The organism is Rhodoplanes tepidamans (assembly GCF_030813915.1).
Classification (GTDB): Bacteria; Pseudomonadota; Alphaproteobacteria; order Rhizobiales; family Xanthobacteraceae; genus Rhodoplanes; species Rhodoplanes tepidamans.
Genome location: NZ_JAUSUJ010000006.1, coordinates 126,778 through 150,991, shown reverse-complemented (window position 1 = coordinate 150,991; position 24,214 = coordinate 126,778). Strand labels below are relative to the sequence as shown.

21 protein-coding genes, 1 tRNA gene and 1 riboswitch are annotated in these 24,214 nt (G+C 70.9%); of the genes, 14 read left to right on the top strand and 8 right to left on the bottom strand.

Annotated elements, in window-relative coordinates:
• Window positions 1–4 precede the first annotated feature (4 nt).
• Complete coding sequence (locus tag J2S22_RS09495; protein WP_272779484.1) at window positions 5–1,246, bottom strand: O-succinylhomoserine sulfhydrylase; 1,242 nt, start codon at window positions 1,244–1,246, stop codon at window positions 5–7.
• Window positions 1,247–1,295: 49 nt separating this feature from the next.
• A riboswitch (SAM riboswitch) is annotated at window positions 1,296–1,375 on the bottom strand.
• A 115-nt stretch (window positions 1,376–1,490) separates the two neighbouring features.
• Here J2S22_RS09495 and J2S22_RS09490 point away from each other — a divergent pair.
• From J2S22_RS09490 to larB, 5 genes are all read left to right on the top strand, one after another.
• Window positions 1,491–2,597, top strand: coding sequence for a 2'-deoxycytidine 5'-triphosphate deaminase (locus J2S22_RS09490; RefSeq protein WP_370878195.1), 1,107 nt, complete (start codon window positions 1,491–1,493; stop codon window positions 2,595–2,597).
• A gap of 202 nt (window positions 2,598–2,799) precedes the next feature.
• Window positions 2,800–4,092, top strand: a complete 1,293-nt coding sequence (locus J2S22_RS09485; RefSeq protein WP_272779482.1) for a nickel-dependent lactate racemase family protein — start codon at window positions 2,800–2,802, stop codon at window positions 4,090–4,092.
• Complete coding sequence (gene larC / locus J2S22_RS09480) at window positions 4,085–5,446, top strand: nickel pincer cofactor biosynthesis protein LarC (protein ID WP_272779481.1); 1,362 nt, start codon at window positions 4,085–4,087, stop codon at window positions 5,444–5,446. The genes J2S22_RS09485 and larC overlap by 8 nt, the downstream gene beginning before the upstream one ends.
• Window positions 5,443–6,303, top strand: coding sequence for an ATP-dependent sacrificial sulfur transferase LarE (gene larE / locus J2S22_RS09475; protein ID WP_272779480.1), 861 nt, complete (start codon window positions 5,443–5,445; stop codon window positions 6,301–6,303). Before larC ends, larE begins: the two co-directional genes overlap by 4 nt.
• The gene (gene larB, locus J2S22_RS09470) at window positions 6,300–6,962 is read left to right on the top strand and encodes a nickel pincer cofactor biosynthesis protein LarB (protein WP_272779479.1); all 663 of its coding nucleotides are present in this window, start codon (window positions 6,300–6,302) and stop codon (window positions 6,960–6,962) included. Before larE ends, larB begins: the two co-directional genes overlap by 4 nt.
• Before the next feature lie 3 nt (window positions 6,963–6,965).
• On the opposite strand, the gene J2S22_RS09465 is transcribed toward larB, so the two are convergent.
• From J2S22_RS09465 to J2S22_RS09455, 3 genes are all read right to left on the bottom strand, one after another.
• Complete coding sequence (locus J2S22_RS09465; protein ID WP_272779478.1) at window positions 6,966–8,912, bottom strand: sigma 54-interacting transcriptional regulator; 1,947 nt, start codon at window positions 8,910–8,912, stop codon at window positions 6,966–6,968.
• Between the two features lie 232 nt (window positions 8,913–9,144).
• Window positions 9,145–10,272 carry a 2-keto-3-deoxygluconate permease gene (locus J2S22_RS09460; RefSeq protein WP_272779477.1) on the bottom strand — a complete coding sequence of 376 codons (1,128 nt, stop codon included), beginning with the start codon at window positions 10,270–10,272 and terminating at the stop codon, window positions 9,145–9,147.
• 489 nt (window positions 10,273–10,761) lie between these two features.
• On the bottom strand, window positions 10,762–12,840 hold the full coding sequence (locus tag J2S22_RS09455; RefSeq protein ID WP_272779476.1) for a sensor histidine kinase: 2,079 nt from the start codon (window positions 12,838–12,840) through the stop codon (window positions 10,762–10,764).
• A 211-nt stretch (window positions 12,841–13,051) separates the two neighbouring features.
• Here J2S22_RS09455 and J2S22_RS09450 point away from each other — a divergent pair.
• From J2S22_RS09450 to J2S22_RS09425, 6 genes are all read left to right on the top strand, one after another.
• Window positions 13,052–13,126 (top strand) — tRNA-Gly (locus J2S22_RS09450).
• Window positions 13,127–13,435: 309 nt separating this feature from the next.
• Window positions 13,436–13,588 carry an aa3-type cytochrome c oxidase subunit IV gene (locus J2S22_RS09445; RefSeq protein WP_272779475.1) on the top strand — a complete coding sequence of 51 codons (153 nt, stop codon included), beginning with the start codon at window positions 13,436–13,438 and terminating at the stop codon, window positions 13,586–13,588.
• Between the two features lie 70 nt (window positions 13,589–13,658).
• Complete coding sequence (locus tag J2S22_RS09440; RefSeq protein ID WP_272779474.1) at window positions 13,659–14,792, top strand: Re/Si-specific NAD(P)(+) transhydrogenase subunit alpha; 1,134 nt, start codon at window positions 13,659–13,661, stop codon at window positions 14,790–14,792.
• A 74-nt stretch (window positions 14,793–14,866) separates the two neighbouring features.
• On the top strand, window positions 14,867–15,190 hold the full coding sequence (locus J2S22_RS09435) for a proton-translocating transhydrogenase family protein (protein WP_272779473.1): 324 nt from the start codon (window positions 14,867–14,869) through the stop codon (window positions 15,188–15,190).
• Window positions 15,191–15,345: 155 nt separating this feature from the next.
• A complete protein-coding gene (locus J2S22_RS09430) occupies window positions 15,346–16,743 on the top strand; it encodes an NAD(P)(+) transhydrogenase (Re/Si-specific) subunit beta (protein WP_272779472.1) in 1,398 nt (465 codons plus the stop codon).
• A 59-nt stretch (window positions 16,744–16,802) separates the two neighbouring features.
• On the top strand, window positions 16,803–17,300 hold the full coding sequence (locus J2S22_RS09425; protein ID WP_272779471.1) for a DUF3574 domain-containing protein: 498 nt from the start codon (window positions 16,803–16,805) through the stop codon (window positions 17,298–17,300).
• Between the two features lie 152 nt (window positions 17,301–17,452).
• Here J2S22_RS09425 and J2S22_RS09420 read toward each other — a convergent pair whose 3' ends face one another.
• From J2S22_RS09420 to J2S22_RS09410, 3 genes are read right to left on the bottom strand one after another with little or no spacing between them, the layout of a single operon-like run.
• Complete coding sequence (locus tag J2S22_RS09420; protein ID WP_272779470.1) at window positions 17,453–18,688, bottom strand: sodium ion-translocating decarboxylase subunit beta; 1,236 nt, start codon at window positions 18,686–18,688, stop codon at window positions 17,453–17,455.
• Between the two features lie 15 nt (window positions 18,689–18,703).
• Window positions 18,704–18,853, bottom strand: a complete 150-nt coding sequence (locus J2S22_RS09415) for an OadG family protein (protein ID WP_272779469.1) — start codon at window positions 18,851–18,853, stop codon at window positions 18,704–18,706.
• Between the two features lie 38 nt (window positions 18,854–18,891).
• Entirely contained in the window at window positions 18,892–20,118 is a 1,227-nt protein-coding gene (locus J2S22_RS09410; RefSeq protein WP_272779468.1) for an acyl-CoA dehydrogenase, read from the bottom strand.
• Between the two features lie 96 nt (window positions 20,119–20,214).
• Between J2S22_RS09410 and J2S22_RS09405 the strand changes: the two genes are divergently transcribed.
• Window positions 20,215–20,703, top strand: coding sequence for a pyridoxamine 5'-phosphate oxidase family protein (locus J2S22_RS09405; protein ID WP_272779467.1), 489 nt, complete (start codon window positions 20,215–20,217; stop codon window positions 20,701–20,703).
• Window positions 20,704–20,821: 118 nt separating this feature from the next.
• Here the strand turns inward: J2S22_RS09405 and def are convergent, their stop codons facing one another.
• Complete coding sequence (gene def, locus J2S22_RS09400; protein ID WP_272779466.1) at window positions 20,822–21,340, bottom strand: peptide deformylase; 519 nt, start codon at window positions 21,338–21,340, stop codon at window positions 20,822–20,824.
• Between the two features lie 169 nt (window positions 21,341–21,509).
• Here def and J2S22_RS09395 point away from each other — a divergent pair, with 169 nt between their 5' ends.
• Window positions 21,510–22,931, top strand: coding sequence for an AmpG family muropeptide MFS transporter (locus tag J2S22_RS09395; RefSeq protein ID WP_370878193.1), 1,422 nt, complete (start codon window positions 21,510–21,512; stop codon window positions 22,929–22,931).
• A 162-nt stretch (window positions 22,932–23,093) separates the two neighbouring features.
• On the top strand, window positions 23,094–24,167 hold the full coding sequence (locus tag J2S22_RS09390) for a Gfo/Idh/MocA family protein (protein WP_272779465.1): 1,074 nt from the start codon (window positions 23,094–23,096) through the stop codon (window positions 24,165–24,167).
• Window positions 24,168–24,214: the final 47 nt, after the last annotated feature.

The following is a 24,214-nucleotide window of genomic DNA, read 5'->3' as shown; positions in this document are numbered from 1 at the left end:
TTCGTCACACCGCCTCGAGCGCCTGCAGGAGATCCTCCACCACGTCGTCCTGGTGCTCGAGCCCGGCCGAGAAGCGGATCAGGCCGTCGCCGATGCCGAGCTCGGCGCGCTCGGCCGCGGTGAGGCGCTGGTGCGTGGTGATCGCCGGATGCGTCACCAGGCTCTTGGAGTCGCCGAGATTGTTGGTGATGGCGGCGAGCTTCAGGGCGTTCATGAAGCGGAACGAGCCGGCCTTGCCGCCGGCGACGTCGAAGGCGACGAGTGTCGAGCCGGCGCGCATCTGCGTCCTCGCCACGTCGGCCTGCGGGTGGTCGGCGCGGCCCGGATAGGTGAGCCGCTCGATCTTCGGGTGCCCGGCGAGGGCGTCCGCCACCGCGGCCGCCGTGGCGGTCTGGCGCTCGATGCGCAGCGACAGCGTCTCCAGGCCCTTCAGCATCACCCAGGCGTTGAACGGCGACAGGCACGGCCCGGTCTGTCGCAGCAGCATGTGCACGTGATCCTGGATGAACTGCTCGGACGCCAGGATGACGCCGCCCATGCAGCGGCCCTGGCCGTCGATGTGCTTGGTCGCCGAGTAGACGACGCAGTCGGCGCCGAGCGCCAGCGGGCGCTGCCACACCGCGGTGGCGAACACGTTGTCGACCACCAGCACGGCGCCGGCCGCATGCGCGATCGCGGCGACGGCGGCGATGTCGATCACCTCAAGGGTGGGATTGGTCGGGCTTTCGAGGAAGAACAGCCGCGTGTTCGGCCGCACCGCGGCGCGCCACTGGTCGAGGTCGCGGCCGTCGACCAGCGTCGAGGCGACGCCGAAGCGCGGCAGGTAGTCCTCGAGAATCCAGCGGCAGGAGCCGAACAACTGCTTGGCCGCCACCACGTGGTCGCCCGCCTTCACCGGGCCGACCAGCGCGGCCGTGACGGCCGCCATGCCGCTCGCCGTGGCGCGCGCCGCCGCGGCGCCCTCGAAGGCCGCCATCCGGGCCTCGAACATCGCCACGGTCGGATTGGAGAAGCGCGAGTAGAGGAACCCGCCGGCGGGCCCGGCGAAGCGCGCCTCGCACTCTTCGGCGCTGCCGTAGACGAAGCCCTGGGTGAGAAACATCGCCTCCGAGGCCTCGCCGAAGGGCGAGCGCAGCGTGCCGGCATGGACGAGCCGGGTCTCGGGGCGCCAGCCGGTGCCGGTGGGGCAATCGGCGGCGGGCCCGTCGGTGGCGGGACGATCGTCGGTAGGGTCGGACGCAGGCATGACGCGGCCTCCTGGGCGCAAAAAACCCGGCCGGACAGGTCCAGGCCGGGCGCGCGCGTCCCCGGCCTTTTAGCAACCTTGTTTAACGTGGCGGCAAGCCGGCCGGCTCAAATGACCACGGGATAACGCGGGCTCTTAGCGACGGGCGGCCTTTCCGTCAAGGCGGGCATCGGCTACAGACCGAAGATTACGCATGTTTTCGAGTAGCGCCGGCATCTCGCCGGCGAGCGTACGAGGAGGGCCCGTGCCGCTCGCCTTCGGCCCCACCGACCGGGGCATCCTGCCCGACCGGATGATCGCCGCGCTGACCTCGTCGGGCGGGATCATCACGGCCGTGCCGCTCGCCGACGACCAGATCCAGCCGGCCAGCCTCGACCTCCGGCTCGGCGAGGTCGCCTACCGGGTGCGGGCGAGCTTCCTGCCCGGGCCGCGCGCCACCGTGGCGGAGCGCATCGATCTCCTGAAGCTGCACGAGATCGCGCTCGGCGACGGCGCCGTGCTGGAGACCGGCTGCGTCTACATCGTGCCGCTGCTCGAGAGCCTGGCGCTGCCGGCCGATCTCGGCGCCGCCGCCAACCCGAAGAGCTCGACCGGACGGCTCGACGTCTTCACCCGGGTGATCGCCGACGCGGCGCGCGGCTTCGACCGCATCGAGCCGGGTTATCACGGCCCGCTCTATCTCGAGATCAGCCCGCGCACCTTCCCGGTGCTGGTGCGCGAGGGCTCGCGGCTGTCGCAGATGCGGTTCCACCGCAGCCGCGTGCTGGTCACGGGCGACGACCTCGTCGACCTGCAGGCGCGCGAGATGCTGGTCGACGAGGAGGGTGCCGACCTCGCCGAGGGCGTCGCCGTCGGGGTCGACCTCGCCGGTTTCGGCCCGGACGGGCTGATCGGCTACCGGGCCAAGCGCCACACCGGCCTGATCGACGTCGACCGCCGCGCCCGCTACGATGTCGCCGAGTACTGGGAGCCGCTGCACGCCAATCGCGGCCGGACCCTGATCCTCGATCCGGACGAGTTCTACATCCTGGCCTCCAAGCAGGCCGTGACGGTGCCGCCCGACTTCGCCGCCGAGATGGTGCCGTTCGATCCGCTGGTCGGCGAGTTCCGGGTCCACTACGCCGGCTTCTTCGATCCCGGCTTCGGCTGCGACGAGGCCGGCGGCCACGGCTCGCGCGCCGTGCTGGAGGTGCGGTCGCACGAGGTGCCGTTCATCCTGGAGCACGGCCAGACGGTCGGCCGGCTGGTCTACGAGCACATGCTGGCGCAGCCCGACCAGCTGTACGGCGAAGGCATCGGCTCCAACTACCAGGCCCAGGGCCTCAAGCTCTCCAAGCACTTCCGGGCGTGAGGGCGGGGCTGCGGCCGGCTCGCGGCAATTTGCCTCGCGACCGCGGCGCCCTGCATCGCCCGGGCGCCGGGCCGGCATGAAAATTCTTTGCTGGCCAGAGCCTTGGGGCGTGGCATATCGCTTGCAAAATCCGACGGCATTGGGTCGCGGACGTCCCTGGGGCGTTCGCAGCGGCGCCGGTGTCGCGCCAGGAGGACATGCGATGAGCAAGACCGTCGAGCTCGCCTTCGGGCGCGGCCAGCTGACCGTGACGCTCCCGGCCGCCGCCGAGCCGACCATCATCCGCAAGACGCCGTTGCCGAAGATTGCCGACCCGCGGGCGGCCGTCCTGGCCGCGCTGCAGGCCCCGGTCGCCGCCCCGCCCTATGCCGAGCTGGTGAAGAACCGCCGCAGCGCCTGCATCCTGATCTGCGACATCACCCGGCCGGTGCCGAACCGGCTGTTCCTGCGCCCGCTGGTCGAGGGGCTGATGGCCGCCGGCATGCCGGCCGAGCAGATCCGCATCGTCGTCGCCACCGGCCTGCACCGCGCCAACGAGGGCGCCGAGCTCGAGGAGCTGGTCGGCGACCCGTGGGTGCTGCAGACGGTTCGGGTCGAGAACCACTACGCCCGCAACGACGAGGATCATGTCGATCTCGGCCCGACCGCGCGCGGCACCCCGGTGAAGATCGACCGCCGCTTCGTCGACGCCGATCTGCGCATCGTCTCGGGCCTGATCGAGCCGCACTTCATGGCGGGCTGGTCGGGCGGCCGCAAGGTGATCTCGCCGGGCGTCGCCCATCACGAGACCATCCGGACCTTCCACAATGCCCGCTTCATGGAGGATCCGCTCGCCATCCAGTGCAACCTGGTCGGCAATCCGCTGCACGAGGAGCAGCTCGCGATCGTGAAGAAGATCGGCGAGGTCTACGCCGTCAACACCATCATCGACGAGGAGCGCGACCTCGTCTTCGTCAATTTCGGCGAGGTGGTGGCGAGCCACGCGGCGGCGGTCGACTTCGTCACCGACTCGACCGTCATCAAGTACCCGCGCCGGTTCAAGACGGTGGTCACCTCGTCGGCCGGCTATCCGCTCGACAAGACCTACTACCAGACCGTCAAGGGCATGGTGACGCCGATGGACATCCTGGAGCCCGGCGGCACGCTGATCATCGCGTCCGAATGCTCCGAGGGCTTCGGCTCGCCCGAGTTCTTCGACGCCCAGCGCCGCATGGTCGAGATGGGGCCGGAGCGGTTCCTCGCCACCCTGAAGGCGAAGTCCTTCGCCGAGATCGACGAGTGGCAGACCGAGATGCAGATGAAGCCGATGCGGATGAGCCGCGTCCAGCTCTACACCACCGGACTCGATGCCGAGGAGCGGCGCGTCACCGGGGTCGAGATCGTCGCGTCGGTCGACGCCGCCGTGGCGGCGAGCCTCCACCGGCACGGCGATCCGTCGCTCGCCGTGATCCCGGAGGGGCCCTATGTGGTCCCGGTGCTCGGCGCCCATGGCTGAGCGCCGTCACCTTCATCTCGACGCGGTCGGCGGCGTGGCGGGCGACATGTTCGTCGCCGCGCTGCTCGACGCCCTGCCGGATCTGCGCCCGCGCGTGATGGCCGACCTCGCCGCCGTGCTGCCGGCCGATTGCGGCCGGCCGCTGCTGCGCGAGGGGCTGAGCGGCGGCATCGCGGTGCTGCGCTTCGGCCTCGAGGACGGCGCGGCGGCGCCCGGTCATCGTGACCACGGGCCAGCGTCGTCACATGCCCATTCGCACGATCACCACGGGCACCATCACCACCATCACCACAATCACGACCATTCTCATCACCACCATTCTGATCACGATCACCACCTCGACCATCACCACGATCACCACCACCACGACGGCGCGCCGGCGCATTTCCGCGATCTGGTGCGGATGATCGAGGCCGCGGACCTGTCACCCGGCACGGCCGGGCAGGCGGTGGCGATCCTGCGGCGGATCGCCGAGGCGGAGAGCCGCATGCACCGCGTTCCGCTCGACGCGGTGCATTTCCACGAGCTCGCCGACTGGGATTCGCTGATGGACGTGGTGGCGGCCGGCAGCATCGCGGCGGCGCTCGACGGCGCGACCTGGAGCGTCTCGGACCTGCCGAAGGGGCAGGGGCTGGTGCGCACCCAGCACGGCCTGCTGCCGGTGCCGGCGCCGGCGACCGCCGAGATCCTGCGCGGCTTCCGCTGGCGCGACGACGGCATCGCCGGCGAGCGCGTCACCCCGACCGGCGCCGCGATCGTGGCGCATCTGGTCGATGCGGCGGTCTGCGGCGCGCCGGCACCGGCCGGCGTGCTGGTGGCGAGCGGCTCCGGCGCCGGCACCCGCGACCTGCCCGGCATGCCGAACATCCTTCGCGCCCTGGTGCTCGACACCGGCGCTGCCGAGGCGTCGACCTCGTCGGCCGCGGCCGACGAGGTCGTGGTGCTGTGCTTCGACCTCGACGACATGACCGGCGAGGAGATCGCGGTGGCGGCCGACCGGCTGCGGGCGACCGCCGGCGTGATCGATCTGACGATCGGCAGCCGGGCCGGCAAGAAGGGTCGCAGCGCCGCGGACGTCCGCCTGCTGGTGCGGCCCGCCGCCTTCGAGGCCGTCGCGGCCGCCTGCTTCGCCGAGACCTCGACCATCGGGCTGCGCTTCCGGCGCGAGCAGCGCCTGTGCCTGCCGCGCCGCGCCGAGACCGTCGTGGTCGACGGCACGACACTGCGCCGCAAGCGGGCGATGCGGCCCGGCGGCGATTCGGTGAAGGTGGAGAGCGACGACCTCACCGGGCTGGACGGTCTCGTCGCGCGCCGTGCCATGAAGACCCGCGGCGAGCAGGGAGACGACGCATGACCCCCGACATGTGGCAGGCGGACATCGGTCGGGCCGGAACGGGCCGGGCGGACGACGACGAGTCCGCCACGCGGCAGGCCGGCCTGGTCGCCGTGCTGGACCGCCACGACGCGCTCGCCATCGCGGTCAGCGGCGGCGTCGACAGCATGGTGCTGGCCTATGTGGCGCATCGCTGGTCCCGCGCCGCCGTCACGGCCGTGCACGCGGTGTCGCCGGCGGTGCCGGCGGTCGCGACGGCGCGGGTCGAGGCGCATGCCCGCCGCCACGGCTGGCGCCTGCAGCTGATCGACGCCGGCGAGCTCGCCGATCCGAGCTACCGGGCCAATCCGGTCGACCGCTGCTACTATTGCAAGACCAATCTCTACGGCCGCATCCGCGCCGTCACCGGGCTGCCGATCGCCTCCGGCACCAATCTCGACGATCTCGGCGACTACCGGCCCGGCCTCGAGGCGGCGCGCCGCCACGACGTCGTCCACCCGTTCGTCGAGGCCGGTCTCGCCAAGGCCGACATCTACGCGCTCGCCCGCCTCCACGGGCTCGACGACCTCGCCGCCCTGCCGGCCCAGCCCTGTCTCGCGAGCCGCATCGAGACCGGCATCGGCGTGGAGGAGACGGCGCTCGCCTTCGTCGAGGCGGCCGAGGCGGCGCTCGCCGCGCTGATGCCGGACGAGCCGGCGCTGCGCTGCCGCATCACCCGCGACGGCGTGCGCATCGAATGCGGCACGCTGCCCGAGGGCGCCGCGCGCACGCGCCTGGAAGCCTGGGCTGCGGCGTTCTGCGAAGGCCGTGGCCGCCGCTTCGCCGGGCTGCGGCCGTATCGGCGCGGCGCCGCCTTCCTGCGATCGGCCGCCGAATGACCGAGTTCGAGCTCGACTGGCAGCGCGAGGCCCGCATCGGCATCCCCGAGGCCGTGCTGTGCGGGTCGAAGTCGCCGGCCCAGATCGACGCCATCCTGGACGCCGCCGACGACCGCCGTCTGCTGCTGACCCGCCTCGACGCGGACAAGCTCTCCCGGCTCGCCGCCCGCCATCGCGCCGCGCTCGACCACGACCCGCTGTCCGCCACTGCGTTCCACGGGGCGGTCGAGGCGCCGACCCTGCCGGGGCCCTGCATCGTCTGCGCCGGCACCTCGGACATGCCGGTCGTCCGCGAGGCGGCCCGCACGCTGGCGTTCTCGGGCCGGTGCTCGACCGTCGTGGCCGATGTCGGAGTCGCCGGCCTGTGGCGGCTGATGCGGCGGATCGACGAGATCCGCGCCTTCCCGGTGGTGATCGCGGTCGCCGGCATGGAGGGGGCGCTGTTCAGCGTGATCGCCGGCTTGGTCGCGGCGCCCGTGATCGCCGTGCCGGTGTCGGTCGGCTACGGGGTGGCGACCGGCGGCACCACGGCGCTGCACAGCGCGCTCGCCTCCTGCGCCACCGGGATCACGGCCGTCAACATCGACAACGGCTTCGGCGCCGCCTGCGCGGCGCTGCGCATCCTCAACCGCATGGCCGCGTCGGACGCGCCGGGCTGAGCGTCAGGCGCGGCCGCCCTCGCCGGGCCGGCCCGACATCTCCTTGAGCCAGCGGTTCAGGGTGGTGCGGTCGACGCCGAGCCGGCGCGCCGCGCGGGTCTTGGAGTTGTTCTCCTCCTCCAGCACGCGGGCGACCACGCGAAGCCGGATCTCGTCCATGCTGCCGGTGATGAACTCGTGATCGCCGCCCGCCGGCTTGCGCCGCCGCGCCGGCCGGCGCAGGTCGCGCATCGCGAACTCGACGTTCGCCAGCCGGGCCGTCGGCTCCTGCGCGGTCACGGCGATGCGCTCCATGATGTTGCCGAGCTGGCGGAAGTTGCCGGGCCAGTCGTAGTCCATCAGGACCTGGCGGAGATCGGCGTCGAGGTCGACCACGGCGGTGCCGTGGGCGCGGGCGTGCTTGCGCAGGAGCAGCAGCGCGCTCGGCACGATGTCCTTCGGCCGCAGGCGCAGCGGCAGCGTCTCCAGCTTCAGCACGTTCAACCGGTAGAACAGATCCTGCCGGAAGGTGCCGAGCTCGACCATCTCCTCCAGATCCTGGTTGGTCGCCGCGACGATGCGGACGTCGACCGGGATCTGGTGCTCGGAGCCGAGCCGCATCAGCTGCCGCTCCTGGATGACGCGCAGGAGCCGCGCCTGCAGCGAGACGTCGAGCTCGCTCACCTCGTCGAGAAACAGCGTGCCGCGATGGGCGAGCTCGAACAGGCCCTTCTTGCCCTTGCGCGAGGCGCCCGTGAAGGCGCCCTCGACATAGCCGAACAGCTCGCTCTCCAGCAGCGTCGGCGGCAGCGCGCCGCAGTTGACGGCGACGAAGGCGCCGTTCGCGCGCGGGCTCGCGTGGTGGACGCCCTGGGCCAGCAGCTCCTTGCCGGTGCCGCTCTCGCCGACGATCAGCACGGTCGCGTCGGTCTCGGCGTAGCGCCGCGCGAAGCCGAGCTGTGCCTTCACGCGGGCATCGTAAGTGACGTAGTCCTCCAGCCGCTGGCGGGCGACGAAGCGGCTGTCGAGCCGCTCCTGCGAGCGGACCTTCTGCTCGATCGTGTAGAGGCGGTCGACGGTCTCCAGCGCGAACACCATGCTGCGCGGGCCGGTGCCGCCGTCGATCGGGTAGAGGTAGCAGAGCATGCGGCCGTGCCGCGTCTCGACCACCTGGCCGACCTCCCAGATGCCGTCCGCGATGGCCCCCTGGGCGATCACCAGGGCCGGGTCGATCGCCTCGATGGGCATACCCATCATCTCGGTGCGGCTCTTCTGGAACATAGTCGCGGCGGCGCGGTTCGCGTGGGTGACGCGGCCGGCGTGATCGAGCGAGAACACCGCCTTCTCGAACATGTCGAGCACGGTCGAGAGGTGGTCGCGGGTGACCCGCTCGCGCTCCAGCGCGTCGACCAGCGCGGTCGCCCGCTCCACCGCCTCCTGCACGCCCTCGGGGCCGGAGGAAACGAGGCGGAACTCGTCGCACAGATGGGCGAAGCGGCTCTGCGGGATGGTGTCGCCGATCATCACGTCGATCGGGTCGCGCTCCAGCCGCTTGCGCACCGCCTCCTGCAGCACCTCGTAGTCGGGCGCATCGTCGTCGAACAGGATCGCCCACGAGGCGATGCCGAGCAGGTCGGCGATCTTCTTGCAGTCGCGCATCACGCTGGCATGGCCGACGAAGGCGACCCGGCGCGGCGTGCCGACCAGGTCGCGCAGCGCGTTCAGCACGTCGTAGCTGTTGATCCGGATGTCGATGACGGGCAGCGTCGAGTTGCGGCGGAGCAGCTGCGCGGTGCGGCCGCGGCTGATCAGCACCCGGTAGCCGCGCGCCTCGAGCGCGGGCAGGCGTGCCACCGCGTCCTCGAGATTGGCGGTCTCGACCTCGAAGCCACAGCCGAGCATCTCGCCGCAGGAGCGCGCGACCTCGGACAGATCCTTGTAGGGGGCGACCAGGCAGATCCGGCGGGCCATCGTCGGGCCGTACTCCTCGCGGGGGCGGCCGCGCGGGCACCCGGGACGGGGCCCCCGCGGGATCCGCCGACCATAGGCCGTCGTCTCCGCCGCGAGAAGCCTCGCTGCCGGGAGGCCGGATTGCCGGATGCGACGAGGTCCGCCGCACCGGCCGGTGCGGCGGACCCCGATCTCACGTGGCGTGCACGGTCCGGCGGTAGCCGGCGCCCGCGCGGGCGCCGGACCGGGCCGGTCAGCCGTGCGCGACCGGCGCCGTCTCGGCCGCCGCGACCATCTCCGGCGCGTCGTCCTCGAGCCGGCCGTCGATGCCGCGGCTGCGCTGCCAGCGGTCGACCAGGATCACGGCGAGCGGGCCCATGATGGCGGTCGAGATGGTCGAGATCGAGATCTGCAGCGTCGCGATCGGGACCAGGGCCTGATAGGCCTGCGCCTCGGCGGCGCTCATCATGCCGGAGGCGGCGGCGACCGACGCGGCGGCGGCGATCGCCGCCGGGGTGCCGACCGCGTTGCCGGCCGTGGTCGCCTCGGCGACCGGCGCGATGACGCTCTTCTCACGGAACAGCTTGAACGCCAGGATGCCGGCCAGTGCCGTGAGCACCGTGGTCATCACGCCGAGCAGTAGGCCGGCGCCCACCACGGTCGGATTGAAGAACACGGCGAGGTTCATGTTGGCGCCGAGCGCGAAGGCGAAGAACGGCACCGGCAGGATCTCGCCCTGCTTGAGGAAGGCCCGCATCTCGTGATCGAGATTGCCGAGCAGCATGCCGAGCGCGATCGGCAGCAGCACCGCGACGAAGGCGATGAACGGGAAGTGCGAGCCGAGCAGGCCGAGCGACATCAGCGTGAAGAACGGGCCGTCGTTGAGAGACAGCACCGCCACGGCCGCGGTGTCGGAGCGGTTGCCGTACTGGCTGGTCAGCGCCGCGTACATGCCGCCGTTGCCGTTGGTCATGGCCGCGATGATCGCCATGGTGGAGAGCCCGAACAGGCCGGTCCACGGATCCAGCGTCCAGCCGACCAGGACGCCGACGGCGAGGCCCGTCAGGTACTTGGCGGTGGTGAGGATGACGCCCTTCTTCATCGCCCGGCCGCCGACCCGCAGGTTCATCTGGCTGCCCGAGCAGAACAGGAACAGGGCGATCAGGGTGAGCGCGCTGGTCTTGAACAGCTGCTCGGAGAAGCCGCCGATCCGCAGGAACTCGTAATGGCCGCTCGCCGTCTTCGGCGCGCCCAGCCAGCCCAGCAGGTCCTGGACGACGCCGAGGTGCATCTGGTCGATCGTGTTGAGAAGCGTGCCGAGCAGCAGCGGCACCACCATCAGGCCGCCCGGGACCCTCTGGATCGTTCTCAGGATTGGCATGACGTCCTCCGTTCTGAAATCGTGGACCGGGGCACTCGGTCAGCGGCCCTCGGCGGGTGGGGTCGATCGAGCGGGGGACGGCGGCCGGTCCCTGGCGGGAACCGGAGGCCGTCGAAGCGGCGGGGGCGGAAGGAGTGTGCCGGACGTCCGTGGAGCGCGATCGCCCGGGCCGGGGCCGGTGCATTCTCGCTGCCGCCGAGGCGGCGGACCGCCGCAGCGGCGCGGCGTCGCGGACCACGGGACATTGGGGGATCGGCTGGGACGTCCAGGCGTCATCGGGACAATACGCGTGACCAGGAGATGACCAGGAGGCGACGAGAGGCGGTGACGTCGCCTTTTCAGCAATCGCTGTGCCATCGCGCAAACACTTGATTTACAATCAGTAAGCGACCAGCCGACCGCGCCTTCTGATGCAAAATGCCACACCTTTGCGGCAAACGGCCAGCGTCCGGACCGGGGCGCCGGGCAGCGCGCCTCCACCGGTTCCCGTCAGGTCGTGTCCGTCGCGACCTGGGCCCTGGGTATGCGCAGCGTGGCGCGGGCGCCCTCCGGCGGATACTCCAGCGACACCTCGGACTCGAGCCCCTGCGCCAGCATGCGCTCGATGATGGTATGGCCGAAGCCGCGCCGCGTCGGCGGAGTCACGGGCGGGCCGCCCGCCTCGCGCCACTCGAACACGAGCGCATCGCCGTCGATCCGCCAAGCGATCGCGATGGTGCCGGTCGGCACCGAGAGGGCGCCGTACTTGGAGGCGTTGGTGGCGAGCTCGTGCAGCACCAGCGAGAGGTTCTGCACCGCCTCGAGCCGCAGCATCAGGGGCGGCCCGTCGAGGGCGACGCGGCCGCGGTCGCCCTCGCCGCCGACGAACGGGTAGAGCTGCGCCCCGACCACGTCGGCGAGCTGGGCGCCCTGCCAGTGCTGCTGCACCAGGAGGTCGTGGGCGCGCGCCAGCGCCTGGATGCGGGCCATGAACTTCTGCTCGAAGTCGGCCGGGTCGCTGCTCGCCCGCATCAGCTGCCGGGCGAGGGCCTGGATCACGGCGAGCAGGTTCTTGGTGCGGTGGGAGAGCTCGTGCATCAGGAGCTCGACATGCTCCTCCCGCCGCTTGCGCGCGGTGATGTCTGTCGACACGCCGACGAGGCCGACGACGGCGCCCGACGCGTCGCGCATCGGCGACTTGGTCGACAGGAAGACCCGGGTGGTGCCGTCCGGGCTGGTGAAGGTCTCCTCCAGCTTCTGCGTCTCGCCGCTCTCCATCACGGCGCGGTCGTTGGCCCGGATCGCCGCCGCCTGCGCCGGATCGCCGTAGAAGTCGTTGCTGCCCTTCACGGCGTCCAGCGGCTTGCCGATCACCGCCAGGACCGCCTCGTTGGCGATCAGGATCCGGCTCTCGCGGTCCTTGGCGTAGATCAGGTCCGGCGTCGAGGCGCTGACCGCGGCGAGCAGCGCCGTGGTGCGCTCGAGCTCCGCCTGGGCGGCGTTGCGCTCCCGCACGATGGCGGCGGCGGTCTCGAACGCCTGCCGGACCTCGACGAGCTCGCGGATGCGCGGCGGCTCCGGCGGCGGCGGCTCGCCGTGGGCGAGCGCCAGGGCCGCGCCCTGCAGGGCCCGCACCGGGCGGGCGATGCGGTTGGCGAAGAACGCCGCCAAGGCGAGCGCCAGCCCGGCGAAGGCGGCGCCGGTCGCGAGCAGCGCCCAGGCGCGGCGCTGCGGTGCCGCGATCACCTCGTGCGGAATGCCGATCACGGCGGTCCAGCCCGTCACGGCCGAGCGCCGGAACGCGTTGGTCTGCGCCACGCCCTCCCAGGTGACGTTGTCGAAGCGGCCCTCCATGCGTTCGCCGGCCGCCGCCGCGACCAGCTCGGGCCGCGCCGGGGTGCCGAGGAAGATCTCGGGCTCGTGCGAGCGGGCGACGAAGATGCCCTGGCGGTCGACCACGGCGGCGATCCACGGCTGCGGCAGCCCCGCCTCGCGCAGCACGTCGTCGAGGTCGGTCGGAGGCATGTGGGCCGCCAGCACCATGTCGGTCCGGCCGCTCCGCCGGACCGGGACGGCGACGAGCGCGACCGGCCCGCTGGTCGAGGTCCCGCCGATCAGGTCGGTGACGACCAGGCGGTCGGCGGCGAAGGCGGAGGCGAGCGGCGCCATGTCGGTGCGGCCCGGCGGCCCGGTGTCGGCGCCCGCCCGGGTGCTCACCAGGTGCCGGCCGTCGCGGTCGAGCAGCACGATCGCCTTGCCGAGGCGGGCGGCGGTCTCGGCGGCGTGACGGTGGAACTCGGCGCGCCCGTCGGCGGCCTCCGGCACGAGGCCGGCGAGCACCCGCAGCGCCTGCTCGGTCGCCAGCACATGCGCGTCGATCAGCCGGTTGGTCGCCGCCGCGATCTCCTCGGAGCGGCGCTCCAGCTCGGCGCGCTCGTTGCGGGCCTGCTCGACGATCACGGCGCCGGCGAACACCAGCACGGGCAGCAGCGTCGCCGCCACCAGCACCATCAGCCGCGTGCGGATCGTGGGGGCGCGCGAAAGGGTCCAGCCGTTCGGGTCCGGCAGTCCTGCCGTGTCTCGACTCAAACGCGCTCCCCACCGGCCCGCCGACGACCCCTCGTTGCCCCGCGAACCGTTCGCAAATGTATGGAGCTTTCACATCGGAGGCAATTACCGTGACATCAGCGACCGCCGCGGCCACCGGCGCGGGCCGCCCGCCGGCGCGGGGCCGACCTGCGGTCGGGTGGCGCATCGCCCCTTGCGGCGCCCCGGTCGCCCCGGGTAATCTCTCCGCCGCGCGGGCGTAGTTCAGTGGTAGAACGACAGCTTCCCAAGCTGTATGTCGTGGGTTCGATTCCCATCGCCCGCTCCAGCGCCCCTCCTGATCGCGATCCGTCCGTCGACCCGCCGCGGGTCTCCCGCGCCGGCCCGCAGTCGCGTGTTCGGCGCCGGGCTGCCATGCGCGGCGTCGGGATTCTACGGACCCGCGGCGCGCCGCCATCCGGGTCGTGCGCGCGCGCGGCGCGGAGCCCACAAATGCCTGCGGCACCGCGATTTCCGGCGCCCGCCGCGGGCCGCGGCGCGGCCGCTCGGGTGCCGCCCGGAAACCGCCACTCCATTGCCCTGATGCGTTAATTGCGCTAAGCCGCCCACTCGGGAAATTCGTGACCTGGAGGGACGGATGGCCGATCACGCCACCGTGGTTTACGAGACTGCGCCGGGCAACGACCTCGCCCAGCACGAAGCGACCTATCGGGGCTTCCTGCAACTCGTGAAATGGGGCGTCGGCTCCACCGCCCTCGTCCTCGTCCTGATGGCCATTTTCCTGGTCTGACGACCATTCCGGACGGCGCCGCACGCGACGGTCGCCGCGCCCGTCCGGTCATGCCTGTGCAGGAGACACCATGAAGATCGCGATTTGTGCCGAGGCCGACGCTGCCGAACCGCGGGTCGCCGGGACGCCGGAAACCGTCAAGAAGATGAAGGCGCTCGGCGCCGACGTCGCGGTCGAGCCGGGTGCGGGCCTGAAGTCGGGCATTCTCGACGCCGACTACGAGGCCGCCGGCGCGACGATCTCGCGCGACGCCGCGCGCGACGCCGACATCGTCCTGAAGGTGCGCCGTCCCAACGAGATGGAGCTCACCGGCTATAAGAAGGGCGCCCTCGTCGTCGCCATCATGGACCCGTACGGGCACGAGGCCGCGCTCGCCGCGCTCGCCCGCGCCGGCGTGACCGCCTTCGCCATGGAGCTGATGCCGCGCATCACCCGGGCCCAGGTGATGGACGTGCTGTCGAGCCAGGCGAACCTCGCCGGCTACCGCGCCGTCATCGACGCGTCCGCCGAGTACGGCCGCGCCTTCCCGATGATGATGACCCCGGCCGGCACCGTGCCGGCCGCCAAGGCCTTCATCATGGGCGTCGGCGTCGCCGGCCTGCAGGCGATCGCCACGGCCCGCCGTCTCGGCGCCATCGTGACGGCGACCGACGTCCGCCCCGCCGTGAAGGAGCAGGTGGCGAGCCTCGGGGCGAAGTTCATCGCCGTCGAGGACGAGGAGTTCAAGCAGGCCGAGACCGCCGGCGGCTACGCCAAGGAGATGTCCAAGGAGTACCAGGCGAAGCAGGCGGCGCTCGTCGCCGACCACGTCAAGAAGCAGGACATCGTGATCACGACGGCGCTGATCCCGGGCCGTCCGGCGCCGCGGCTGATCACCGCCGAGATGGTCGCCTCGATGAAGCCGGGCTCGGTGATCGTCGACCTGGCGGTCGAGCGCGGCGGCAATGTCGAGGGCGTCAAGCCGGGCGAGGTCGTCGAGGTGAACGGCGTCAAGATCGTCGGCCACCTCAACGTGGCCGGCCGCCTCGCCGCGTCCTCGTCGGCGCTCTACGCCAAGAACCTCTACGCCTTCCTCGAGGTGCTGATCGACAAGAAGACCAAGGAGCTCGCCCTCAACTGGGAGGACGAGATCCTCAAGGCGACCTGCCTCACCCGGGACGGCGCCGTCGTCCACCCGAATTTCGCGCCGAAGACGGCAGCCTGACGCCGCCGCGGCCCGCACCGCAACAACGGGCCTTTCCGGCCGCGGAAAGGTCGCCCGGTTCAAGGAGATTTGCGATGGAGCATGTGGCAAGTGCGATCGACCCGTTCATCTTCCGGCTGTCGATCTTCGTGCTGGCGGTGTTCGTCGGATACTACGTCGTGTGGGCCGTCACGCCGGCCCTGCACACGCCGCTGATGTCGGTGACCAACGCGATCTCGTCCGTGATCGTGGTCGGCGCGCTGCTCGCGGTGGGCGTCGCCCTGGTCGGTGACGACAACGGCCCGCTGCTCGCCCGTGTGCTCGGGTTCATCGCGCTCGTTTTCGCCTCGGTGAACATCTTCGGCGGCTTCCTGGTCACCCAGCGCATGCTGGCGATGTACACGAAGAAGAAGAAGTGAGCGCGGCGTTCGCCGCTCGTGGCATGACGGGCGACTCCGGGCGAGGGGGGCCGGATCGCCGCACAGGGTTCTCGCAGCCTCCCTCATCCGGCCGTTCGTTCCGCCTCGGGTCGACGGCGGTCGCGCTGCGCAGCGCTGAATGAGGACGATGTGACATGAACGCGAATATCGCCGCGCTTCTGTACCTTGTGGCAGGAGTGCTGTTCATCCTGGCTCTGCGCGGGCTGTCCAGCCCCGAATCGAGCCGCCGCGGCAACTACTTCGGCATGATCGGCATGCTGATCGCCGTCGCCACCACGCTGGCGGCGCATCCGCCGGCCGGCATGGGCGCCTGGATCCTGGTCGGGGCCGGCATCGCCATCGGCGGCGGCATCGGTGCCGTGATCGCGCGGCGCGTGCCGATGACGATGATGCCGGAGCTGGTCGCCGCCTTCCACTCGCTGGTCGGCATGGCCGCCGTGCTGGTCGCCGCCGGTGCTCTCTACGCCCCGGCCGCCTTCGACATCGGCACGGTCGGCCACATCCACGGCGCCAGCCTGATCGAGATGTCGCTCGGCGTGGCCATCGGCGCCATCACGTTCACGGGCTCGGTGATCGCCTTCGCCAAGCTGTCGGGGCGGATGAGCGGCGCGCCGATCATGCTGCCCGGCCGCCACGTCATCAACATCGCGCTGTTCGCCGCCATCGTCGCCCTGGTCGTGGTGTTCGCGCAGACCGAGAGCTACACGGCCTTCTGGGCCCTGACGCTGGCCTCGTTCCTGTTCGGCGTGCTGATCATCATCCCGATCGGCGGCGCCGACATGCCGGTCGTCATCTCGATGCTGAACTCCTATTCGGGGTGGGCGGCCGCCGGCATCGGCTTCACGCTCGGCAACTCGGCCCTGATCATCACGGGCGCGCTGGTCGGCTCGTCGGGCGCGATCCTGTCCTACATCATGTGCAAGGGCATGAACCGCTCGTTCATCTCGGTGATCCTGGGCGGCTTCGGCGGCGAGGTCGCGGGCCCGGCGGCGGGCGCCGAGGCGCGCCCCGTGAAGCTCGGCTCGGCCGACGACGCGGCCTTCATCATGAAGAACTCCGGCAAGGTCATCATCGTGCCGGGCTACGGCATGGCGGTGGCGCAGGCCCAGCACGCGCTGCGCGAGCTGGCCGACAAGCTGAAGGCCGAAGGCGTCGAGGTGAAGTACGCGATCCACCCGGTCGCCGGCCGCATGCCCGGCCACATGAACGTGCTGCTCGCCGAGGCCAACGTGCCCTACGACGAGGTCTTCGAGCTCGAGGACATCAACTCGGAGTTCGCCCAGGCCGACGTGGCGTTCGTGATCGGCGCCAACGACGTCACCAACCCGGCCGCCGAGGAGGACCCCAAGTCGCCGATCTTCGGCATGCCGGTCCTGCAGGTGTGGAAGGCCGGCACCGTGATGTTCTCGAAGCGCTCGCTGGCCTCGGGCTATGCCGGCATCGACAACACGCTGTTCTATCGCGACAACACCATGATGCTGCTCGGCGACGCCAAGAAGATGACCGAGGAGATCGTGAAGGCGCTCGGGTGATCGCACCGCGCGACATCGCGACGACGGATCGGGCACGGCCTTTCGCAGGCCGTGCCCTTTTGCTGTGCGTCGTCCTGGCGGCGTCGCTCGCCGGCCTCGCCGCTCCGGAGGCCGGCGCCGAGACGCTCGGCTGTCCGGCGGACGAGACCGTGTCGGTCGTCACCGAGCTGTTCTTCGGACGCGACGCCGACGGGCGCCGCGTCGTCTCCGAGGCGGACTGGGCCGACTTCCTGGCCCGCGAGGTGACGCCCCGCTTTCCCGACGGCCTGACCGTCTACGACGCGCGCGGCCAGTGGCGCGATGCCAAGGGCCGGCTCGCCCGCGAGGCGACCAAGGTTCTGCTCCTGGTGACGCCGGCCGATGCCGCGGCGCCGGCCGCCCCCGGGGCGGCGGTCGCCGGCACTTCGGTCGCGACCGCCGGGGCGACCGCGGCCGCGTCGGTGCTCGCCGGCCCGCGCCGCGAGGATCGCGTCGCGGCGATCGTCGATGCCTACAAGCGCCGCTTCCGCCAGAAATCCGTGCTGGTCCTGACCCGCTCCGCCTGCGCCCGGTTCTGACGGGACGGCCACCGCACGCCGGCCGTTCCCTTCGCGTCCGAAAGAGTGCGACGCCGGGCCGAGCCCGCGCTCGGGGAAACAAGAAGACGCGGGCCGGAGCCCGCGCCTGGGTCGTGACGGAGGCGCCGGCGGACCGGCGCGCCTGACGGGCTTCAGATCAGCCCCAGCCCCTTGAGCACCGACAGCATCACGGCCGCGGCCGCCACCGAGCCGATCTGACCGCCACAGTTGGCGCCCATCGCGTGCATCAGCAGGAAGTTCTTCTTGTTGTAGCGCTGGCCCTGCGCCTGCACGACGCGCGCCGCCATCGGGAAGGCCGAGATGCCGGCGGCGCCGATCAGCGGGTTCATCCGCCCGCCCGACAGCACGTACCAGAGCTTGCCGAACCCGACGCCGACCACGGTGTCGAGGCAGATCGCCACGAAGCCGAGGGCGAAGATGGCGAGCGTCGTCGGCTTCAGGAAGTCCTCCGCCGCCATGGTGGCGCCGATGGCGATGCCGAGGAACAGGGTCGCGATGTTGGCGATCTCGTTCTCCGATGCCTTGGTGAGCCGGGTGACGGCGCCGCATTCGCGCATGAAGTTGCCGAGCATGATCGACGCCATCAGGGGCAGGCCCTTCGGGGCGATCAGGCCGGTGACGACGGTCACGACGATCGGGAACAGCAGCTTGGTGTTGGCCGAGACGCTGCGCTTGACGACCGGCATGGTCGTCGTGCGCTCCTTCTCGGTGGTGAGCGCCTTCATGATCGGCGGCTGGATGATCGGCACAAGCGCCATGTAGGAGTAGGCGGCGACCGAGATCGGCCCGAGCAGCTGCGGCGCGTATTGCGAGGCCACGTAGATGGCGGTCGGGCCGTCGCAGGCGCCGATCACGGCGATCGAGACCGCCTCGAGATGCGGGAAGCCGAGCGCGAGCGCCAGCAGCAGCGTCAGGAAGATGCCGCACTGTCCGGCGGCGCCGAACAGCAGGATCTTCGGGTTTTCCAGCAGCGGGCCGAAGTCCGTCATGGCGCCGATGCCGATGAAGATCAACAGGGGGAACAGCTCGTTGGCGATGCCCATGTTGTAGATGCTGCGGATGAAGCCGGTGTCGTCCTTGGCCATCGCCTTGAGGGCTTCGGGCGCGGCCGGGCCCATGGCCTCGAGCACCTGCTTGGCACCGATGTCGATGCCCTGGTGCATCAGCTCGCTGCCCGGAATGTTGACGAGCAGGCAGCCGAAGCCGATCGGCACCAGGAGCAGCGGCTCGACGTCCTTCTTGACGCCGAGGAAGATCAGCGTGCCGCCGATCGCCAGCATGACGATCTGTTTGAGGCCGGCGAGCGTGACCAGCGCCTGGACGCCGTCGGTCAGGCCCAGGAGGCCGGTGAAAATGCCCTCGATCATCGTGGATGTTCCCGTCTAGCCGCGGTTGGCCTTGCTTCCGTCCTCGGCCGAGAGCGGAAAGATCTTCTTCAGGAGCTGGATGGACCAGATGAGGATCGCCAGGGTGAGAAACGTTCCCCCTATGCCCACCACCATCATGGTTAGTCCGAAGGTCGCTTTGTCCATGCTGTTCCCCGTGATTGTGGCGGTCCGTAACACCCCGTTCAGCCGAAGGCCTTGATGCCAGTCTGCGCCCGGCCGAGAACCAGGGCGTGGATGTCGTGCGTCCCTTCGTAGGTGTTCACGGTCTCGAGATTCTGAGCGTGACGCATGACGTGATACTCGACCTGAATGCCGTTGCCGCCGTGCAGGTCGCGGGCGGCGCGGGCGATGTCGAGCGCCTTGCCGCAGTTGTTGCGCTTCATCAGGGAGACGAGCTCGAGCGAGGCGCGTCCCTCGTCCATCAGCCGTCCGAGCCGCAGCGCGCCCTGCAGGCCGAGCGCGATCTCCGTCTGCATGTCGGCGAGCTTCTTCTGGACGATCTGGGCGGCGGCGAGCGGCCGGCCGAACTGCTTGCGGGCGAGCACGTAGTCGCGCGCCCGGAACCAGCAGTCCTCGGCCGCGCCCATCACCCCGAAGGCGATGCCGTAGCGGGCCGGCGCCAGGCAGCGCGAGGCGCCGGCCATGCCGGCGACCCCCGGCAGCAGCGCGTCCTCGGGCACGAAGACGTCGTCCAGCACCACGGTTCCGGTGATCGAGGTGCGCAGCGACAGCTTGCCCGCGATCTTGCCGGTGGAGAGCCCGGTGGCGCCGCGCTCGATCAGGAAGGCGCGCAGCGTGCCGTCGTGGGCGGCCGAGCGCGCCCACACCAGGAAGACGTCGGCGATCGGCGCGTTGGTGATCCAGGTCTTCTCGCCGGTGAGGCGCCAGCCGCCCGCGACCTTGTCGGCCCGCGTCCGCATGCCGGCCGGGTCGGAGCCCGCGTCGGGCTCGGTCAGGCCGAAGCAGCCGATCCGCTCGCCGCTCACCAGGCCGGGCAGGAAGGCGGAGCGCTGGTGGTCGGAGCCGTAGTGGAAGATCGGCCAGGCGACCAGCGACGACTGCACGCTCATCAGCGTTCGGAATCCGGAATCGACGCGATCGAGCTCGCGCGACACGAGGCCGTAGCCGACATGGCTGGCGCCGGCGCCGCCCTGCGCCTCGGGCAGCGTGACGCCGAGCAGGCCGAGCTCGCCCATCTCGCGAAAGATCGCCCGGTCCGTGGTCTCGTCGAGATAGTCGCGCACCACGCGCGGCATCAGGCGGTCCTGCGCGTAGGCCCGTGCGGTGTCGCGAATCAGCCGCTCCTCGTCGGTGAGCTGGTCGTCGAGCCCGAACGGGTCGTCCCATCGAAAGGAGCCGCCCAGCGGCTCCGGAGCCTGCGGGGCGGGGTCGTGCTCGGCAATGCTCATCGCAACGTCCCCTTGTCCGGACGGCCCGAAACCAATATCCCGCGTGCTGTTCGATGATAACGCAGCCGAATAGGCGTCAGGAACAGTGAAAACCCCATGTCCGCTTTGCTTTCCGACCGCGTGGCTGCATTTCTGGATTTGCATCACGTGATGTCGCTCGCGACGGCGGGACCGTCGGGGCCGCACGCGGCGACGCTGTTCTATGCTCGCGACGGATCGGCCGGCGGCGGGCTGGGGCTGGTCTGGGTCTCGGAGGAGGGGACACGCCACTCGCGCGAGCTCGCGGCTTCGCCCGCGGTCGCCGCGACGGTGGCGGCCGACACGGCCGACTTCGCCGCGGTGCGGGGGGTCCAGATGCACGGCCGGGCGGTCCGGGTCGACGATCCGGACGAGGCTGCGCGGCTGCGCGGCCTGCTCGCCGCGCGCTACCCGTTCCTGCAGCGGCTCGAGGCGCTACCCGACAGGCTGCGCGAGGCGGTCGCCCGCGTCGCCGTCTACCGGCTCGATCCCGACGAGGCGGTGCTGATCGACAATGCGAGGGGCTTCGGCCACAAGGAGACGCTGGTGCTGCGGCGCAGCGACTAGGCGGGCGCGCCGGGGCCCGGCTCTGCGGCGCCGCGGGTCTCCGGCCCCATGCGCCTCGTCCGGGGCACGCGGCCGAGAGACGGGGATGCCGCTTCGCCCGTCGGGCTGCGCCGGCCGTTCACTCCGCCGCGCGGCGGGCGGCCATCTTGGTGAACTTCTTGGTGATGAAGTGCCGCTTCAGGCGCGAGATGTGGTCGATGAACAGGACGCCGTTGAGGTGGTCGATCTCGTGCTGGATGCAGGTGGCGAACAGGCCGTCCGCCGTCTCCTCCCGGGTCTGGCCGTCGAGGTCCGTCCAGCGGACCCGCACCCGCTCCGGGCGCTCGACGTCCTCGTGCACCTCCGGGATCGACAGGCAGCCCTCCTCGTAGAGGTTGGCCTCCTCGGAGGTCCACACGATCTCCGGATTGATGAAGACGCGGGGCTGCTTCTCCTCGTCCTTGCGGGAGAGGTCCATGGTGACGACCCGCTTCGGCACGGCCACCTGGATGGCCGCGAGCCCGATGCCGGGGGCGTCGTACATGGTCTCGAACATGTCGGCGACCAGGGTGCGGATCGCGTCGTCGATCGCCGTCACCGGCTCGGAGACCAGCCGGAGGCGCTTGTCGGGTAGGATGATGATGTCACGGATCGCCATGGCCGCGATGTAAGGAATCCCTCGCGAGGCGTCAAATCCGGTCTGCTACGACCGGGCCGGGAGGGCCACCGGCCGGCACGGCGGCGGGGCTCCGCCTGCGCCCGACCCAAAAAGAACCCGATCGCCCTGCAGGCTTGTGCCGAATCCCGCCGTCACCCATACCGGGACCATGACCACGACGACGCCGACCACGCCTGCCCCCGCCGCTCCGGCCGGCCCCGCCCCGGCCGAGGCGCCCGCCCGGCCGTCGCTGGCCGAGACCTTCACGGTCTATCTGCGGCCGCGGGTGCTCATCGTCATGTTCCTGGGCTTCTCGTCGGGCCTGCCGCTGGCGCTGTCCGGCTCGACCCTGCTGGTGTGGATGCGCGAGACCGGGGTCGACCTCGGCACCATCGGGCTGTTCGCCCTGGTCGGCACCCCCTACACCCTGAAGTTCGCCTGGGCCCCGATCGTCGACGCCCTCGACGTGCCGGTCCTGTCCCGCCTGCTCGGCCGCCGCCGCGGCTGGCTGGTGCTGACCCAGATCCTGCTGATCGCCGCCATCGTGCTGCTCGGCCTGTGCGACCCGGCCAAGACCCCGTGGCTGGTCGCGGTCGGCGCCCTGATGGTCGCCGCCGCCTCGGCCACCCAGGACATCGTCATCGATGCCTTCCGGGTCGAGAGTCTGCCCGAGAACGAGCAGGCCGCCGGCATGGCCTCCTATGTCGCCGCCTACCGGATCGGCATGCTGGCTTCGACGGCCGGCGCCCTGTTCATGGTCAGCGGCTTCGAGGCGGCGGGTCTTCCCAAGGGCGAGGCCTGGATGTGGGGCTACGTGACCATGGCCGCCATGGTCGTGATCGGGATCGTGACGACGCTGCTGGCGACCGAGCCGGCGGCGTCCGATCGGGCCCTGCACGACGCGGCGCACCGGATCGAGAACCCGGCGCGCCGCGTGATGGTCGCGGCGGTCGGCGCCTTCTCCGAGTTCCTGACCCGCGAGAACGCCGTCCTGGTCCTCGCCTTCGTGATCTTCTTCAAGTTCTGCGACGCCTTCGCGGGTGCCATGACGGCGCCCTTCGTCATCGATCTCGGCTTCTCCCGCAACGACTACGCGGCGATCGTCAAGGGCGTCGGCCTCGCCGCCACCCTGATCGGCGGCTTCGCCGGCGGCACGCTCGCGCGTGCCTATCCGCTGGTGACGGCGCTGTGGATCGGGGCGCTCCTGCAGAGCCTCTCCAACATGGTGTTCGCCTGGCAGGCCGTGGTCGGGGTGAATCTCTGGGCCCTGACCGTGTCGATCATCGTCGAGAACTTCACCGGCGCGATCGGGACGGTCGTCTTCGTCGCCTACCTCTCGGCGCTGTGCAACAGCCCGCTCCATACCGCGACGCAATATGCGCTGCTCACGGCGCTCGCCGCCATCGGGCGCACCTATCTCTCCTCCGGCGCCGGCTTCGTCGCGGAGGCGACCGGCTGGGTGACGTTCTTCCTGTCGAGCGCCATCGCGGCGATCCCGAGCTTCGTCCTGCTCGTCTGGCTGCAGCGCCGGGGCCATTTCGCCGCGCTCGCCGAGAGTTCCGCGGCCAAGCGTTCCGCGCAGAACACCTAGGCGTCCGGGGCGGTTCCGCCCGGCTTTCCAACCCGCAGGCTTCGTGATTTACCCGAATCCGCCGTGCGCGCGATCCGTGTCCGCACCGTCGGCACGCGTCGCCGCGCGACCGGCCCGGTCGCCGGACCGCCAAACAAGACAATCAAACGGGGGAGATGTTCCGTGAAGCAGGTCGAAGTCGCAGTCATCGGTACGGGCTGGATCGGCGGCATGCGGGCCGAGACGCTGTCGCGCTCGGCGCTCGTCGACAAGCTCCACATCTGCGAGATCCGTCCCGACCGCCTCGCCGAGATGAAGCAGATCACGAAGCCGGCGACGGCGACGCTCGACTATCAGGACATCATCAGGAACGAGAACATCTCGATCGTCTATGTCTGCACGGCGCCGGAGCCGACCCATTTCCCGATCGCCCGCGACTGCCTGAAGGCCGGCAAGCACGTGCTGCTGGAGAAGCCGATCGCCCTGGAGTTCTGGGAGGCCGACGAGCTGATCGAGCTCGCCAAGCGCAACGGCGTCAAGTTCACGATCGGCTACTCGCAGCGCTTCAATTCGAAGATCGCCTACGCCAAGAAGCAGATCCGCGAAGGCAAGCTCGGCGACATCGTCTCCGTGATGGTCAGCCGCCACCTGTCGCGCAGCCTGGGCAAGAAGATCGCCAACCGGACGAAGCTGTCGCCCGCCGCCATGGAATCGACCCACGACCTCGACTTCGTGTTCTGGATGCTGGAGCCGGCCAAGCCGGTGCGGGTCTACTCGCAGGGCGCCTACGGCGTGATGAAGCCGCTCAACGGCTCCTTCGACTGCATGTGGAACACGGTCACCATGGACAACGGCGCCGTCGTGGTGGTCGGGGGCGGCTGGAACCTGCCGCCCGGCTACCCGAACTACTCGTCCACCTGGATCGAGATCACCGGAACCGAGGGCGCTCTCATCCTGGACGGCACCTACCGGGACAACTGGCTCAACACGGTCGAGGGCGGCACCCGCTATCCCATGTCGACCATGCCGGGCGAGCAGGTCGACCACATGTATGCGGGCCAGCTCGGGCCGGAGACCATCCACTTCCTCGAATGCTGCCTGCTCGACCGGCCCGTGATGGTGCAGCCCGTCCACGCCCGCATGGTGATGGAGACCTACACGGCCGCCGACCTGTCGGCGGAGCGCAACGAGCCGGTGAACATGCCGCTGGACAACGAGGCGCTGGCCCGCATCGCCGAGTGGGACCGGCGACGGTGACTGCCGAGCCGTTCCGGGGCGCGGGACCGTGAGGCCCGCCGCCCCGG

Excerpts from the sequence above, each read along its gene's own strand:
- J2S22_RS09445 (WP_272779475.1), top strand. The coding sequence starts at position 13,436 with ATGGCCGATCACGCCACCGTGGTTTACGAGACTGCGCCGGGCAACGAC.
- larE (WP_272779480.1), top strand. The coding sequence starts at position 5,443 with ATGACCCCCGACATGTGGCAGGCGGACATCGGTCGGGCCGGAACGGGC.
- larC (WP_272779481.1), top strand. The coding sequence starts at position 4,085 with ATGGCTGAGCGCCGTCACCTTCATCTCGACGCGGTCGGCGGCGTGGCG.
- J2S22_RS09410 (WP_272779468.1), bottom strand. The coding sequence starts at position 20,118 with ATGAGCATTGCCGAGCACGACCCCGCCCCGCAGGCTCCGGAGCCGCTG.
- larB (WP_272779479.1), top strand. The coding sequence starts at position 6,300 with ATGACCGAGTTCGAGCTCGACTGGCAGCGCGAGGCCCGCATCGGCATC.
- J2S22_RS09395 (WP_370878193.1), top strand. The coding sequence starts at position 21,510 with ATGACCACGACGACGCCGACCACGCCTGCCCCCGCCGCTCCGGCCGGC.
- J2S22_RS09440 (WP_272779474.1), top strand. The coding sequence starts at position 13,659 with ATGAAGATCGCGATTTGTGCCGAGGCCGACGCTGCCGAACCGCGGGTC.
- J2S22_RS09430 (WP_272779472.1), top strand. The coding sequence starts at position 15,346 with ATGAACGCGAATATCGCCGCGCTTCTGTACCTTGTGGCAGGAGTGCTG.
- J2S22_RS09485 (WP_272779482.1), top strand. The coding sequence starts at position 2,800 with ATGAGCAAGACCGTCGAGCTCGCCTTCGGGCGCGGCCAGCTGACCGTG.
- J2S22_RS09415 (WP_272779469.1), bottom strand. The coding sequence starts at position 18,853 with ATGGACAAAGCGACCTTCGGACTAACCATGATGGTGGTGGGCATAGGG.
- J2S22_RS09460 (WP_272779477.1), bottom strand. The coding sequence starts at position 10,272 with ATGCCAATCCTGAGAACGATCCAGAGGGTCCCGGGCGGCCTGATGGTG.
- def (WP_272779466.1), bottom strand. The coding sequence starts at position 21,340 with ATGGCGATCCGTGACATCATCATCCTACCCGACAAGCGCCTCCGGCTG.
- J2S22_RS09420 (WP_272779470.1), bottom strand. The coding sequence starts at position 18,688 with ATGATCGAGGGCATTTTCACCGGCCTCCTGGGCCTGACCGACGGCGTC.
- J2S22_RS09465 (WP_272779478.1), bottom strand. The coding sequence starts at position 8,912 with ATGGCCCGCCGGATCTGCCTGGTCGCCCCCTACAAGGATCTGTCCGAG.
- J2S22_RS09435 (WP_272779473.1), top strand. The coding sequence starts at position 14,867 with ATGGAGCATGTGGCAAGTGCGATCGACCCGTTCATCTTCCGGCTGTCG.
- J2S22_RS09495 (WP_272779484.1), bottom strand. The coding sequence starts at position 1,246 with ATGCCTGCGTCCGACCCTACCGACGATCGTCCCGCCACCGACGGGCCC.
- J2S22_RS09405 (WP_272779467.1), top strand. The coding sequence starts at position 20,215 with ATGTCCGCTTTGCTTTCCGACCGCGTGGCTGCATTTCTGGATTTGCAT.